We start from the raw sequence: 14,326 nt of genomic DNA on the forward strand, positions 1-14,326 counted from the left end.
GGCGATGGACTCCGACCCATCGGCATCACCGAGGCACCGTCCGACGAGGCGCGACGCACTCGTGCGACGGGTATCCCACGGCCTGGCTGCGATCTCGGGCGGCCTGCTGCTCTCCCTGTTCGTCATCAACGTGGTCCAGATCGGCGCACGGCCCGTCATGGGTGGCTGGATCTGGGTCAACGACCTCAGCAGGCTGCTCATCACCTGGGTGATCATGATCGGTGCGTCCGCCGCCATCGGGCTGCGTGAGCACCTCGTCGTCGACTTCGTCGTCGACCGCGTTCCTGCGGCGTTACGTACTGCCTGCGCCTACCTGACACGCGTGATCGAGCTCCTCATCGGTGTCGTCCTGCTGGTCTCAGGGGCGATCGTGGCGCTCGACCGCATGAGCATCCAGTACATCCAGCTGGGCATCCCGACCGGGTGGGCGTACCTCGCCGTCCCGGTGCTCGGTCTCTTCCTCGTGCTGTTCGGCCTCCTCCGGAGCCTCCATGCCGCGGAAGGGCCGGCGATCGCAGAACCCGAAGCCGGTGAGACGTCATGACCGAGATCGCCATCCTCTTCGTCACGATGTTCGCGCTCATGGCGCTGGGCGCCCCCATCTTCATCGCCATGCTCGCGGCGGTCCTCGTCACTCTCTTCGCCGGCGACCTCGGCTCGGCCACCGTGCTTCCGACGCAGGTGGCGGCCGGTGTCGACTCCTATGAGCTGCTCGCCATCCCGTTCTTCGTCCTCATGGGCTCACTCATGTCGCAGGCAGGGTTGACCGAGCGGATCGTCGCCTTCCTCATGTACTTCATCGGCGGCATCAAGGGAGGGCTCGCACACACGGTCATCGGTTCGAGCGCCTTCGCCTCGTCGGTCAGCGGGTCCGCCCCGGCTGCGGCGTCGATGATCGGCTCCGCCATGTTGCCGATGATGCGACGGTCCGGGTACCGACAGGAGTTCTCAGCGGCGGTCGTCGCGTCCTCCGCCATTCTCGGCCCCGTGATCCCGCCGAGCGTCCCGATGGTGTTCGTGGCACTCGTGACCTCTCTGTCCGTCGGGCAGCTGTTCATCGCCGGCATCGGCCCGGGCATCCTTCTCATCGTCGGCCTCATCGTCGTCGTGGCCGTGCGCAGCCGCGGCACCGAGCGGATCCCCGACACGGAGGCGGTCAACCCCTACCGGAAGGACGGCCTGCTCACCGTCACGTTGCGCGCGGTGCCCGCACTTCTCACCCCGGTGCTCATCATCGCCGGTGTCATCGGGGGGTTCGCGACCGTCACGGAGATCTCGATCCTCGCATCCGCCTACGTGCTGCTGCTCGGCCTCGCCTACCGGTCGCTCAATCTCCGGTCGTTGTTCGACGTCTTCACCCAGACGGCACAGTTCGCGTCGACCATCATGATGATCTTCGCCGCCGTCGCCGGGTTCACCTACATCGTCGCGCTCACCCGGCTGGGCAGCAGGATCGACCAGCTCGTGGTAGATGCGGGCCTCGGGTCGTTCTCGTTCCTCCTGCTGACGATGCTGTTCTTCCTCGTCCTGGGCATGGTCATGGACGCGATTCCGGCGATCCTCATCTTCGTGCCGGTCCTGCTGCCCAGCGCCATCGAACTCGGCATCGACCCGATCCACTACTCCGCGATGATCGTCGTCAACCTCATGGTCGGTCTCATCACTCCGCCGGTCGGCGCACTGCTCTTCGTCACGACGAAGCTCGCCCGCGTCTCGTTCCTTCCCCTGGTCAAGGAGACCGCGCCGTTCATCGCCGTCTACCTCGCGGTCGTGCTCCTCACGACGCTCGTACCGGCGCTGACGACCGCTCTGCCCGGTCTGCTGTTCTGACCCTCCACCTGCTCCACCCGCACAGACGCGGAGGCCGTCCCGCGGCTCCGCACCGACGAAAGGACATCCAGTGCTCGAGAGCTACCTCGACTACGTCACAGGCATGCTGGGACGGGTCGTCGAGTCGAACGCAGAAGTTCTCCCTCGCGTGATCGACGAGACGGCACGGCGGGTGACGGAGGACCGGCTCATCTACGTCTACGGGCCTGGCGGACACGCGAACCTCGCGACCCAGGAGGCCTTCTTCCGCGCCGGCGGTCTGATGAACATCGCGGCCATCCTCGACGAGGGCACGCTGCTGTCCAGCGGCGCAAGGCGTTCGATGGCGATGGAGCGCACTCCGGGTTACGGCCGTGTCGTGATTGACCACTCGGGGCTCGGCGACGGCGACCTCATCATCATCGTCAACTCGTACGGGATGAATTCTGCAGTCATCGACTCCACGCAGCGGGCGAAGGAGCTGGGGGCGACGGTCGTCGGCGTCAGCTCACGCACGCACGCCGAGACGATCGGGCCGGAGCATCCGGCGCGGCACCCTTCCAAGCAGAACCTGCATGACCTGGCCGACCTCTTTCTGGACTCGCAGGTGCCGGTCGGGGATGCCGTCGTCTCGTTCGACGCCGACGTCCCCAACGCCGGGGCGGTCTCGACCTACGCGAACGCCTTCCTCATGAACGCCATCCAGATCCTCACCATCGAGCGCGTCCTCGCGGAGGGGGGTCGGCCAGCCGTCTGGACGAGCGGGAACGCACCGGGCGGCGACGAGGCGAACGCTCGCCTCGTCGATCGGTTCACCGACCGCATCAAGCTGCTCTGAGCCACGGAGGTCACGACAGATGGAGCTCATCCAGAACCACACCCTCGCCGAGCTCGGCAACGACGGCGCGAGGCTCGCGGCACGCGCCATCACCCGGGCGCACGACGAGGGACGTGAGGCCACCGTGCTGCTGGCTGCCGCACCCAGCCAGATTCCTGTCCTCGAGTCGCTGGCGAAGGCAGATTGTCATTCCAGCCCCGTGCGCTACTTCCACATGGACGAGTACGTAGGCCTCCCCACGGACGCACCCCAGGCCTTCGGCCGGTGGCTGGAGGACAACTACTTCGCTCTCCTCCCGGACGGGAGTCCGTATGCGTTCGAGCGGATCGACACGGCGGGCGAACCGTCGGCTGCCGCGATGGACTACGCGGATCGGCTGCCTGCCGCAGACTTCGACCTCGTCCTGTGCGGGATCGGTGTCAACGGGCACCTCGCCTTCAACGACCCCGGCACGGACTTCTCCGACCCGGATCCGGTACGTCTCATCGAGCTTGCGGAGGCGTCCCGGACACAGCAGGTCGACGAGGGACTGTTCCCCGACCTCACCGCGGTTCCCCGGCACGCCATCACCATCACCGTGCCCCGCATGCTGGCCGCACGCACGATCGTGTGTTCCGTCCTCGGGACCGCGAAGGCCGAGGCGATGCGGTCGATGCTCGAGTCCGCGGTGACCAACGAGGTCCCCGCGACAGCGCTGAAGAACCACCCCGACGTCACGGTGCTGGCCGACCTGGAGGCGCTGAGCCGTGTCGCGTGAGCACCATGAGGGCCGCGACGTCCTCACCGGCCGGCCCGTGCGCGTGGTCGTTCGCGCGGGGGTCGTCGACGAGGTCGAGCTGCTCGACACGTCCACCGCGCTTCCCTGGCTCAGCCACGGTCTGGTGGACCTGCAGGTCAACGGATTCGGCGGGATCGACGTCAATGCGGCCGACCTGACGGTCGACGACGTCGGACGGCTCGCCCGAGGCCTCGTCGCACAGGGAACGAGCCATTGGGTGCCCACGATCGTCACCCAGAGTCACGACCGCATCGCACAGGCGCTGTCGACCTTGGCCGACGCGGTGGCGAGCGACCCGGTCGTGGCCGCATCCGTGCCGTGCGCGCACATCGAGGGGCCGTTCATCTCGCCCCTCGACGGGCCGCGTGGCGCGCACGACCGGAGCCTCGTCCGGGACATCGACGTGGACGAGGTCCGTCGGTGGCAAGAGCTGTTCCCGATCGGGTACGTCACCGTCTCGCCGCACGGCAAGGACGCGCCGGCGAAGATCTCTGCGCTCCGCAGGCTCGGCGTCGCGGTGGCGATCGGCCACACGCACGCCACCGAGGAACAGGTCGCCGCGGCGTCCGTCGCCGGTGCGACCCTGTCGACGCACCTGGGCAACGGGGTGCGCGCCGACCTCCCCCGCCACCCCAACCTGCTGTGGGAGCAGATCGCTGACACGACACTGTCGGCCGGTCTCATCGGCGACGGCCACCACCTACCTGCAGCAGTGCTGGAGAGCATCGTGCGCGCCAAGGGCCCCCAGGGCTGCTACCTGGTCTCGGACTCGGTCGCGCTCGCAGGTTCCCCCGCCGGTCGATACACGACGCCGGTCGGCGGCGACGTGGTGCTGTCCGATGACGGCCGGCTCGCCCTCGCCTCCGACGACCGGTTGCTCGCCGGCTCCGCGGTCCCCCTCGCGCACTGCGTCCGGTTCGCGGCCACGCGGACGCAGCTCACGCTGCCCGAGGTGTTCGACATGGCCACACGGGTCCCGGGACGCCTTCTCGCCGAGCTCGCTCGGGTCGGCGCTCCGGCGGCCCGGGGGACCGAGATCTCCCCGACAGGCGCCGTCCCCGTCGGGACCATCCTCCCGGGAACGCCGGCCCACCTCGTCCTGTGGGACTCCGACCTCACGATCATCGAGACGATCGGTCCCGGCGGGGGCAGGATCGACGGATGACCAGGATCGAGGCATGAACAGGCCGCAGGGACCACGCGCACCCCGGCCTACCCCCGTGACGATCACCGACGTCGCGCGGGCGGCCGAGGTGTCGACCTCGACGGCCTCCCGGGCGTTCAACCACCCCCACCTGCTGCGGGAGGACACGGTAGCCCGCGTGAAGGCTGCTGCGGACCGCCTCGGCTTCCGCCACAACAGGTACGCGAAGGCACTGAGCACTGGTCGTTCCTCCGCGCTGGGCCTCATCGTCCCCGACCTGTCCAACCCGTTCTTTCCCCCGCTTGTACATGCGGCTCAGCTGGCTGCGGAGGAGCAGGGATACTCGCTCTACATCCTCAGCAGCGAGCACAGCGTGGCTCGCGAGAAGCAGCTCGCAACACTCGTCAGCCGCGACGTCGCAGGGCTCGTCCTCGCCTCCCCGCGAATGTCCCGCTCCCATGTGCTCGGCATCGCGCAGCAAGTTCCGACCGTGCTGATCAACGCACGGGTCAACGGTCTCTCCTCGGTGCTCGTCTCCGCCGCCCAAGCCATCGCCGATGCCGTGGAGGACGGCGCAACCACCGGCGCTTCGAGCGTGGCGTACATCGGCAGCGCGGAACGGTGGTGGCCGAACATGGAGCGAGAGGAGAGCGCCAGGTCGGAGGCAGCCAGGCACTCCCTGCCCTACCGGCACCTCGAGCTCGACGAACCGACATACGACGCCGCGCGACACCTCGTCGACAAGGTCGACATCCGTGAGGGCGAGCTCGTGGTGGCGTTCGACGACATCGTCGCTCATGCCGTTCTCGACGGGCTCGGTGCCCGCGGACTCCGCAGCCCGGACGACGTCCGGGTCGTCGGGTGCGACGACGCGCTCCCGATCAGCACCCAGCCGGCGCTCTCCACGGTGCACCTGGACACCCGCACCGCCGCACGCACCGCAGTGGACCTGCTGCTCTCGGATGACTCGGGCACAGGTGCGCGGCAGGTCATCGTCAGCGGCTCGTTCCGCAAGGGCGAGACAACCTAGCCGTCGCACACCCCGCCCCGCATTGCGCTGCGGCGGGAGCCGCACAGATCGGCGTCGCCACTCGCCGAAAAACCTGTACCGCGAGGACCGCGCCGGACAGACTGCGACCATGGCGCGCCCCATCGACCTCACCCCCGCGACGCGGCGCCTGGCCGACGTCGCCGCCCGGATCTCCGACGACGACCTCGACAGCCCGACGCCCGACTCGCCGTGGACGGTCGGCCAGCTCCTCGCCCACGTCATCTACCTCAGCGACGCGTTCCGCGCGGCTGCCAGCAAGGAGCTCGGGGACGCGACGGACGCCGGGCCCACGAGGACACCCGAGCTGGTGCCCGAGTGGCAACCGACGCTCGACCACGCCCTCGTCCGCCTCGCCGACGCCTGGCGGGACCCCGCGGCATGGGAGGGCGACACCCGCGCGGGCGGGCTCGACATGCCCGGGGAGTCCGCGGGGATCGTCGCCCTCGACGAGATCGTCCTGCACGGGTGGGACCTCGCGGTCGCGACCGGGCAGGAGTACACCGCCGCGGACGACGAGATCGAGGCGCTGGCCGTGTTCGTCGAGGAGTTCGACCCTGCCGGGTCCCCCGGGATGTTCGGTCCGGCTCTCGACGCCGACGACGACACGTCGCCGTTCGAGCGGCTGCTCGCGCGCGCCGGGCGCGACCCGGGGTGGAGCCCGCCCGGCGCCTGAACACTCGGGACACGTCCACGCTCGGCGGGTCAGCTCCAGTCGACGCTGAGGTACTGGACCTCCTGGTACTCCCGGATGCCCTCGTGGCCGCCCTCGCGGCCGAGGCCGGACTCCTTGACGCCGCCGAAGGGTGCGGCCGGGTCGGAGACGAGGCCGCGGTTGAGACCGACCATGCCGGCCTCGAACCGCTCGGCGATACGCATCGCCCAGCCCAGATCGTCCGAGAACAAGTAGGCCGAGAGTCCCAGCTCGGTGCCGTTGACCTGCGCCAGCATCTCCTCGTCGTCGGACCACGTGACGATGGGAGCCACGGGTCCGAAGATCTCGTTCTGGACGAGCGGAGAGTCGGCATGCACGTCCCTCAGCACGGTGGGTGCGTAGAAGTGCCCCTCAAGGTCGCTGGGGAGCTCGGCGCGATGCGTGACACGGGCACCGGCCTCGACTGCCGCGTCAACCAGCTCGGTGACCCCGGTGAGCGCCTTGGCGCTGATGAGCGGTCCGATCTCGGTGGACTCCTGCTGCGCCGGACCCACGCGAAGTGCCGCGACCCGCTCCCCGAACTTCTCGGTGAACTCCTCCACGACGTCGGCGTGGACGTAGAGCCGGTTGGCGGCAGTGCACGCCTGACCTCCGTTGCGGAACTTGGCCAGCATCGCGCCCGCGACCGCCCGGTCGACGTCCGCATCCGCGGCGACGACGAGCGGAGCGTTCCCGCCCAGCTCCATCGACGAGCTGATGACCCGCTTCGCCGCCTGCGCGAGCAGGATCTTTCCCACCCCGGTCGAGCCGGTGAAGGAGAGCTTGGCGACGCGCTCGTCCTCGAGCCACGTCGTGACGACCGATGACGCCGACGACGTCGGGACGACTCCCACGACGCCGTCGGGCGCGCCCGCCTCGGTGAGGATCTGGGCGATCGCCAGCGCCGTCAGCGGCGTCTCGGAGGCAGGCTTGAGCAGCACCGTGCAGCCGGCGCCGAGCGCCGGCGCGATCTTGCGGGTCGCCATCGCCGCCGGGAAGTTCCACGGCGTCACAAGAGCAGCCACACCGATCGGTCGGTGGGTGACGACCGTGCGCACACCACCCGCCGGGGCCACCGAGTACTCCCCCGCCCCACGCACACACTCCTCGGCGTACCAGCGGAAGAACTCCGCCGCGTAGGACACTTCGGCCCGCGCATCGGCCATCGCCTTGCCGTTCTCCGCCGCGATCAACCCCGCCAGCACCTCACGCCGCTCGATCATCAGCCCGAACGCACGGTGCAGGACGTCAGCCCGGGCACGCGGAGAGGTCGCCCCCCATGCCGACAACGCACCCGCCGCCGAATCCACCGCACGCCGCGCGTCGTCCGCAGTTCCGTCCGCGACCGTGGCGATCGTCGTCGTCGTGGCCGGGTCCGCGACCTCGAAGGTCGCACCGGCCGATCCCGCAGTCCCCCGACCGTCGATCCAGACGCCGTGCTCGGGGTCGATCGACCGCACCAGATCGGTCACCGACAGAGGATGGGTCAGCTGCTCAGTCATCGTCGTCTCCTTGGTCTGGTCCGGCGCCGTACCGAAGCCTCACGGCACGGCGCGCTCGCAGCGCGAGGCCGGCAGGGTCCGCGTCGGGGTGTCAGGGGATTCCTGGGGGTCAGGCGCTCGCGGTCTTGGCGAGGAACTGCGTGAGGGTGTGGAGCTTGTGGTCGCGGGCGACACGCTCGAGCTGATCGACGTCGATCGTGGCTGCCGAGACGAGCGCGAGGATCTCGTCGTGCTCCTCGACGGAGGTACGCGCCCGTCCCGGGACGTAGCTGAAGCTCGACCGTCGAATGGCGCCCATCCGTTCCTGCTCGCGGGCGAGCATCTCGGTGAGGTGGGCGTTGGGGCACGGCCCGCACAGCACCGTGTGGAACTCCTGGTTGAGGCGGGTGAAGCTGACCGGGTCGAAGTCCTCACCGCGCATGCGGCGCAGCTGCTCGTTGATGTCGCGGGCGGTGGCGATGTCCTGTTCCGTCAGGTGCTCCGCGGCGAGCGCCGTGGCGTACCCCTCCAGGAGTGCCATCGACTGCATGACGTCCGCGTAACCGACCGGATCGATGCCGGCGACCTCGGCGCCGATGTTGCGCCGGTACGTCACCAGCCCCTCCGCCTCGAGCCGGCGGACCGCCTCCCTCACGGGAAGGGCGCTGGTGCCAAAGCTCTCGGCGACCTGACTGAGCACGAGCCGGTAGCCGGGCGTGTAGGTGCCGTCGACGATCCGACGATAGAGCTCGCTGTAGACACGCTCGGACTTCGACGGGGTCGTCTTCCGTCGTGTCGCGCTCGAGTCGCTCGTCATTCTGCCCTCCAGCCGGTACTTGATCGTAGGTTGCCGGGCGCCTCCCCGAGCGAGTTCACGCCCGTCGGGGAGGCGCCCACCGCACTCACCGTGCGCCGAAGCGCGACGTGTGAACCGGGGCGAGGGAGATGTGGACGGCCTGCTGCTCGGTGTAGAAGTCGAGCGAGCGGTACCCACCCTCCTGCCCGAGCCCGGAGGCCTTGACCCCGCCGAACGGGGTGCGCAGGTCCCGGACGTTGTGCGAGTTGACCCACACCATGCCGGACTCGACCCCCTGGGCGAACGTGTGGGCCCGCTCAAGGTCGGTGGTCCAGACGTACGCGGCCAGTCCGTACCGCACGTCGTTGGCCAGGCGCAGCGCCTCCTCCTCCGTGTCGAACGGGGTGATGGCGACGACGGGACCGAAGATCTCCTCCTGGAAGATCGACGCGGTCGCGGGGACGTCGGCAAACACGGTGGGCCGCAGGTAGTTGCCCTCCTCGAGGCCCTCGGGACGGGTGCCGCCGGCGACGAGCCGCCCCTCGGACTTGCCGGCCTCGACGTAGCTCCAGACCTTGGCGAAGTGCTCGGGGTGGACGAGCGCCCCCACCTCGGTGCCCGGGTCGGACGGGTGCCCGACGACCACGTTGTCGGCACGCTCGGCGTACCGGCGGACGAATTCGTCGTAGATCGGTCGCTCGACGAGGATCCGGGACCCCGCGGTGCAGCGCTCGCCGTTGAGGGAGAAGACGCCGAACAGCGTGGAGTCGAGGGCGGCCTCGAGGTCGGCGTCGGCGAACACGATCGCCGGAGACTTCCCGCCGAGCTCCATCGACATGCCCTTGAGCCCGTCGGCGCAGTTCCGGAAGATCGTCTGTCCGGTGCTCGACTCGCCGGTGAACGAGATGAGGCTGACGTCGGGGTGCTTGACGAGCGCGTCACCCGCCGTCTCGCCGTAGCCACCGACGAGGTTGAACACCCCGTCCGGGACGCCCGCGTCCTTCATGATCCCCGCCCACAACGACGCGGACAGTGGCGTGAACTCCGCGGGCTTGAGCACCACGGTGCAGCCCGATGCGAGCGCCGGACCGAGCTTCCACGACTCGAGCATGAACGGCGTGTTCCACGGCGTGATCAAGCCCGCCACCCCGACGGGTCGACGATGGACGTAGTTGACCTGCGCTCCGGGCACCTCGTAGGCGTCGGAACGCTGAGCCACGACGAGGTCAGCGAAGAACCGGAAGTTCTCTGCCGCCCGACGCGCCTGCCCTCGGGCCTGGGCGATCGGCAGGCCGGTGTCGAAGGACTCCATCGCGGCGAGCTCGTGTTCCCGGGACTCCACCGCGTCGGCGATGCGGTGGAGGATCCGATGACGCTCCCGAGCCTTCATTCGGGGCCAAGGTCCGTTCTCGAAGGCGTCCTTGGCGGCAGCGACGGCCCTGTCGATGTCGGCCTTGTCCCCGGCCGCGGCGGTGAGGTACGGCCGGTTCGTCGTCGGGTCGATGACCTCGAGGGTCTCCCCGGACACGGAGTCGACGTCGACGCCACCGATGTGGTGCCGGATCCGGTCGGGGAGGTTCGCGGGCCGTGCGTGCGGGAGGTCGGTGCTGGGATCGGCGTGCGTGGTCATCTCGTGCTCCCTCAACCGGCGGTGCGGTCGGTCGTGGCGGTCGGGACGGGGGTGAGGTACTGGCCGGCCTGGTCGACGAGCGATCGCACCGTCGTCTGCCCGGAGTCGGAGAGCCCGACGAGCGGCGGCCGGACCATCGAGGAGGTGATGAGGCCGCGCTCGGCCATGAGCCACTTCGCGGGTGCTGGATTGGTCTCTACGAAGAGCAGGTCGACGAGCGGGTGGACGCCGTAGTGGATCTCGCGTGCGCGGTCCCAGTCGCCGGCGTCGGCCGCCCGGTACATCTCGGCGACCGCGGCGGGGGCGATGTTGGCGAGCGCAGATATGAATCCCTGACCGCCGAGCGCCAGCAGCGGAAGGCAGAGCAGCTCGATGCCGGACCACATGAGGATCTCGGGCCCGGCGGCGTGACGAACGCGCGAGAAGTGCTCGAAGTCCTTCGTCGTCTCCTTCACACCGACGAAGCTGTCGAAGTCGCGGAACAGACGTGCGATGGTCTCGGGCGCCAGTTCCACGGCGGTGCGGACCGGCACGTTGTAGGCCGCCACCGGGAGGTCGGGGAACTCGCGGCACACCGTCGCGTACCACTGGTAGAGCGCCTCCTGGGTCGGGCGCGCGTAGTAGGGGGTGATGACGAGCGCGAGGTCTGCCCCGGCGTCCCGGGCGATCGACGTCAGCTCGAGGGTCTCGTCGAGTCGCGCGCTGCCGGTGCCCGGCAGGAACGGGACGCGGCCGTCGATGGCCGTGGAGACCGTGCGGATCGCCTCGGCACGCTCATCGAGAGTCTGCGCGGACGGTTCGCCGGTTGAACCGCCGATGGAGATGCCGGTCGAGCCGGACTCGATCTGCCAGTCGACGAGGCGACGGAGGCTGTCGTGATCGACGGCGCCGTCCTCGGTGAACGGGGTGACGACGGGGGCGATCGATCCCGTGATCGACGCCGGGTTCGAGCGGAAGCTCATCGGTCTGCTCTCCTTGCCGCGGACTGCTCCGCGCTCGTTATGTCGGTCCGGTGGGCGTCGTAGCGCGCCCGCCAGGTCTCGTTCATGGGGTAGAGGCCGTCGACGGGGTGCCCGCCGCGGATCTGCTCCGCGATGTACGTCTCCTGCTCCTCCTGAGCCTCGGAGGCGGTGAGGACCTCGTCGAGGAGGTGGGGCGGCACGACGACGGCTCCGTCGTCGTCGGCGACGATGACGTCGCCGACCTGCACGGTCGTGCCACCGCAGGCGACGGTCACGTCCGTCTCCCAGGGCACGTGGTTCCGACCGAGGACGGAGGGATGACGTCCGCCGGCGAGGACCGGGAGCCCGGTCTCGGCGACGGCGACGGCGTCGCGGACCGATCCGTCGGTGATGATCCCGGCGGCCCCTCGGGTCAGGGCGCGCAGCGCGAGGATGTCGCCGAGGGTGCCCGCGGTTGTGTCCCGGCGGGCGTCCATGACGAGGACCTCTCCCTCACCGACGGTGTCGATCGCGCGCTTCTGCGCGTTGTAGCCACCGCCGTGGGTGGCGAACAGGTCCGGCCGGAACGGTACGTAGCGCAGCGTGCGGGCCGTGCCGACGATCCGCGTGCCCGGCACTAGCGGATGGACGCCGTCGATGCTGGCGTCCGGGTGGCCGAGGCGGCGCAGTTGGGAGGAGATCGTCGCCACCGCCACTTGGCCGAGCCGCTCGCGCCGGTCAGCGTCGAGCCAGGAGCCGTCGCTCGCGGCACCGGTCCCTGCCGACGCCGCGGCCGAGGCAGCATGCTCGCCCGAACCAGCCGTCACCGCCGGACGCCGGGATCCCCAGGCGTCGGCGACGGTGGCATCGTCGAGGCGCGGTGGGGCCCCTCCCCCCGCCACGGCGGGCGCCCCGACGACCGAGGTCGCCAGCCGTCCGGTCGTCCGGCCCGGGTCGTCGCTGCTCAGCACCTCGACCTCGACCAGCTGGCCGGGGACGGCCACCGAGGCACCGGCAGGTGTGCCGGTGAGGATGACGTCCCCGACATCGAGGGTCATCGTGCGGCTGAGGTCGGCGACGAGCTCGGCGAAGGAGAACAGCAGAGTGTCCGTCGTGCCCTCTTGGACGAGCTCGCCGTCGAGCCAGGTACGGACGGCGAGCCGCCCCGGGTCCAGGTCGGCGGCCGCGAGAAGGACAGGACCCACCGGGGTGAATCCGTCCGAGCTCTTGGACCGGAGGTTGGAGCCGCGGTCGGCCCACTTGAGGTCCTGCAGGCCGAGGTCGTTGCTCGCCGTGACCCAGCCGACGTGGGCCCAGGCGTCCTCGACGCTCACCTGGAACGCAGGGGTGCCGATGACCAGGGCGATCTCGCCCTCGAAGCTGAGCAGCTCGGTGCCGGCCGGTCGGCCGATCGCGCCTGGACCGGTGAGTGACGAGGCCGCCTTGAGGAAGTACGACGGGTGCTCGGGGCTGCGGCCCCGCTCGGCCGCCCGCGAGGCGTAGGCGACGTGGACCGCGACGATCTTGCCTGGACGGTGTCCCAGGGTGTCGGTGATCGGGTCCGTGGGCAGGTTCTCGGTGCTCAGGCGTACCACGACGTCAACCTCTTCTCCGCCCAGCTGACGATCTCGTTGAGGGCGACGGCGATGATCATGATGAAGACCGCCATGGCCCACACCGACGGGAAGTCGCTCTCGTCGCCGAACCGGGCGGCGAGTCCGCCGAGGCCGATGAGCGCGATGAACATCTCGCCGTTGATCATTCCCTTGACGGCACGGCCGGTCCCGAGCCGGATGCCGGCGAGGATCAGCGGAACGGCCGACGGGATGATGACCTTGACGACCGTCTGCCACCGGGAGGCGCCGAAGGAGGCCGCCATGTCGATGAGCGGGTCGTCGACGTCACGGATGCCGGCCGCGGTATTGATGATGATGATGAAGACCGCGTAAAGGATGACGACGGCGACGCGGGTGGTGTCCGAGAGACCGAAGGCCGCGAAGAGGATCGGGGCGAAGGTGAGTGCCGGTACGAACAGCATCGCGTTGACGTAGATGTCCAGCGCCGTGAAGACGCGCGAGGAGAGCCCCATGAGGACGCCGACGCCGAGCCCGACCACCAATGAGATGGCGAACCCGATCGCGAGCGATCGGAAGCTGGCGACCAGGTGCGGCTGGATGACGCCGTCGGCGAAGAGCTCCCCGAGCTGGACGGCAACCTCCGTGAACGGCGGGAGCCACTGGAGGGTAAAGATCCGGCCGATCAGCTCCCAGAGGGCGACGATGACGAGGATGCCGGACCAGGTGGAGAACCCGTTGCGGACGGCGCGCGGGATCCGGGGCGAACGGGCGGTCCCGGTGGTCGTCCCGGTTGCGTCGGCGACGGCGGTCATGCGGCAGCCTGCTCGTGCATGTCGCGCAGCCGCTTCCAGAGGTATTCCTTGAGTCGTACCAGCTCCGGGCTGTTCTCCGCGGTCTCGGCGGAACGCGGGCGCGGAAGATCGACGTCGATGACCTCCTCGATCTTCCCCGGTCGCGCGGACATGAGGACGATCCGATCGCCGAGGAGGACCGCTTCCTCCATGTCGTGCGTGACGAAGATGACCGTGCGGCGGTCCTGCTGCCAGATGTCGAGGAGCTCCTCCTGCATGTACCTGCGGGTCTGCTGGTCGAGCGCGCCGAACGGCTCGTCCATCAGGAGGATGGGGCTCTCGACGGCGAGCGCCCGGGCAAGCCCGACGCGCTGCTGCATTCCGCCCGAGAGCTCTCGGGGGTACTTCTGCTCGAAGCCGTCAAGGCCTACCTTGGAGATGTAGGCGCGGGCCTTGTCGAGACGCTCGTTCTTGGACAGGCCGGACAGCTCAAGACCGAAGGCGACGTTCTTCTCGACCGTCTCCCACGGCAGGAGTGCGAAGTTCTGGAAGACGATGGCCGCCTTCTGATGGGGCCCGGTGACCCGCGCGCCGTCGATGGCGACGTCACCCTCGGTGGGGATGACGAGCCCGCCGACCGCGCGCATGAGCGTGGTCTTCCCGCAGCCGGACGGACCGATGACGGTGATGAACTCGTTGTCGTTGATCGTGAGGTCGACGTCCTTGAGGGCGACCGTCTCTCCACGGCCCTCGCTGACATAGCGGTGGTTGACGTTCTCGATGGTGATCATGGGTTCCT

At 69.5% G+C, this 14,326-nt stretch carries 14 protein-coding genes; 7 read left to right on the forward strand and 7 right to left on the reverse strand.

Going from position 1 to position 14,326, the window contains the following annotated elements:
- Positions 1-61: 61 nt before the first annotated feature.
- From AC24FB_RS02730 to AC24FB_RS02760, 7 genes are all read left to right on the forward strand, one after another.
- Positions 62-544, forward strand: coding sequence for a TRAP transporter small permease (locus AC24FB_RS02730; protein ID WP_425712910.1), 483 nt, complete (start codon positions 62-64; stop codon positions 542-544).
- Positions 541-1,830 carry a TRAP transporter large permease gene (locus AC24FB_RS02735; protein WP_425712909.1) on the forward strand — a complete coding sequence of 430 codons (1,290 nt, stop codon included), beginning with the start codon at positions 541-543 and terminating at the stop codon, positions 1,828-1,830. Before AC24FB_RS02730 ends, AC24FB_RS02735 begins: the two co-directional genes overlap by 4 nt.
- Before the next feature lie 70 nt (positions 1,831-1,900).
- On the forward strand, positions 1,901-2,647 hold the full coding sequence (locus AC24FB_RS02740) for a sugar isomerase domain-containing protein (RefSeq protein ID WP_425712908.1): 747 nt from the start codon (positions 1,901-1,903) through the stop codon (positions 2,645-2,647).
- Between the two features lie 19 nt (positions 2,648-2,666).
- The gene (locus AC24FB_RS02745; RefSeq protein WP_425712907.1) at positions 2,667-3,404 is read left to right on the forward strand and encodes a 6-phosphogluconolactonase; all 738 of its coding nucleotides are present in this window, start codon (positions 2,667-2,669) and stop codon (positions 3,402-3,404) included.
- The gene (locus AC24FB_RS02750; RefSeq protein ID WP_425712906.1) at positions 3,394-4,590 is read left to right on the forward strand and encodes an N-acetylglucosamine-6-phosphate deacetylase; all 1,197 of its coding nucleotides are present in this window, start codon (positions 3,394-3,396) and stop codon (positions 4,588-4,590) included. Before AC24FB_RS02745 ends, AC24FB_RS02750 begins: the two co-directional genes overlap by 11 nt.
- Before the next feature lie 55 nt (positions 4,591-4,645).
- Positions 4,646-5,599 carry a LacI family DNA-binding transcriptional regulator gene (locus AC24FB_RS02755; RefSeq protein ID WP_425712905.1) on the forward strand — a complete coding sequence of 318 codons (954 nt, stop codon included), beginning with the start codon at positions 4,646-4,648 and terminating at the stop codon, positions 5,597-5,599.
- 109 nt (positions 5,600-5,708) lie between these two features.
- Positions 5,709-6,293 (forward strand): TIGR03086 family metal-binding protein, encoded by a 585-nt coding sequence (locus AC24FB_RS02760; RefSeq protein WP_425712904.1) that lies wholly within the window; start codon positions 5,709-5,711, stop codon positions 6,291-6,293.
- A 29-nt stretch (positions 6,294-6,322) separates the two neighbouring features.
- Here the strand turns inward: AC24FB_RS02760 and AC24FB_RS02765 are convergent, their stop codons facing one another.
- The 7 genes from AC24FB_RS02765 to AC24FB_RS02795 form a co-directional block, all read right to left on the reverse strand.
- The gene (locus AC24FB_RS02765) at positions 6,323-7,813 is read right to left on the reverse strand and encodes an NAD-dependent succinate-semialdehyde dehydrogenase (RefSeq protein WP_425712903.1); all 1,491 of its coding nucleotides are present in this window, start codon (positions 7,811-7,813) and stop codon (positions 6,323-6,325) included.
- Between the two features lie 109 nt (positions 7,814-7,922).
- Entirely contained in the window at positions 7,923-8,609 is a 687-nt protein-coding gene (locus AC24FB_RS02770) for a GntR family transcriptional regulator (RefSeq protein ID WP_425712902.1), read from the reverse strand.
- 85 nt (positions 8,610-8,694) lie between these two features.
- On the reverse strand, positions 8,695-10,218 hold the full coding sequence (hpaE, locus tag AC24FB_RS02775) for a 5-carboxymethyl-2-hydroxymuconate semialdehyde dehydrogenase (RefSeq protein ID WP_425712901.1): 1,524 nt from the start codon (positions 10,216-10,218) through the stop codon (positions 8,695-8,697).
- Positions 10,219-10,229: 11 nt separating this feature from the next.
- Positions 10,230-11,180: a 4-hydroxy-tetrahydrodipicolinate synthase gene (gene dapA / locus AC24FB_RS02780; RefSeq protein ID WP_425712900.1), complete on the reverse strand. Its 951-nt coding sequence runs from the start codon at positions 11,178-11,180 to the stop codon at positions 10,230-10,232.
- The gene (locus tag AC24FB_RS02785) at positions 11,177-12,754 is read right to left on the reverse strand and encodes a fumarylacetoacetate hydrolase family protein (protein ID WP_425712899.1); all 1,578 of its coding nucleotides are present in this window, start codon (positions 12,752-12,754) and stop codon (positions 11,177-11,179) included. Before AC24FB_RS02785 ends, dapA begins: the two co-directional genes overlap by 4 nt.
- Entirely contained in the window at positions 12,742-13,548 is an 807-nt protein-coding gene (locus AC24FB_RS02790) for an ABC transporter permease (protein WP_425712898.1), read from the reverse strand. The genes AC24FB_RS02785 and AC24FB_RS02790 overlap by 13 nt, the downstream gene beginning before the upstream one ends.
- On the reverse strand, positions 13,545-14,318 hold the full coding sequence (locus AC24FB_RS02795; RefSeq protein ID WP_425712897.1) for an ABC transporter ATP-binding protein: 774 nt from the start codon (positions 14,316-14,318) through the stop codon (positions 13,545-13,547). The genes AC24FB_RS02790 and AC24FB_RS02795 overlap by 4 nt, the downstream gene beginning before the upstream one ends.
- Between the last annotated feature and the right edge of the window lie 8 nt (positions 14,319-14,326).

It is taken from the genome of Georgenia sp. Z1344, from assembly GCF_057652375.1.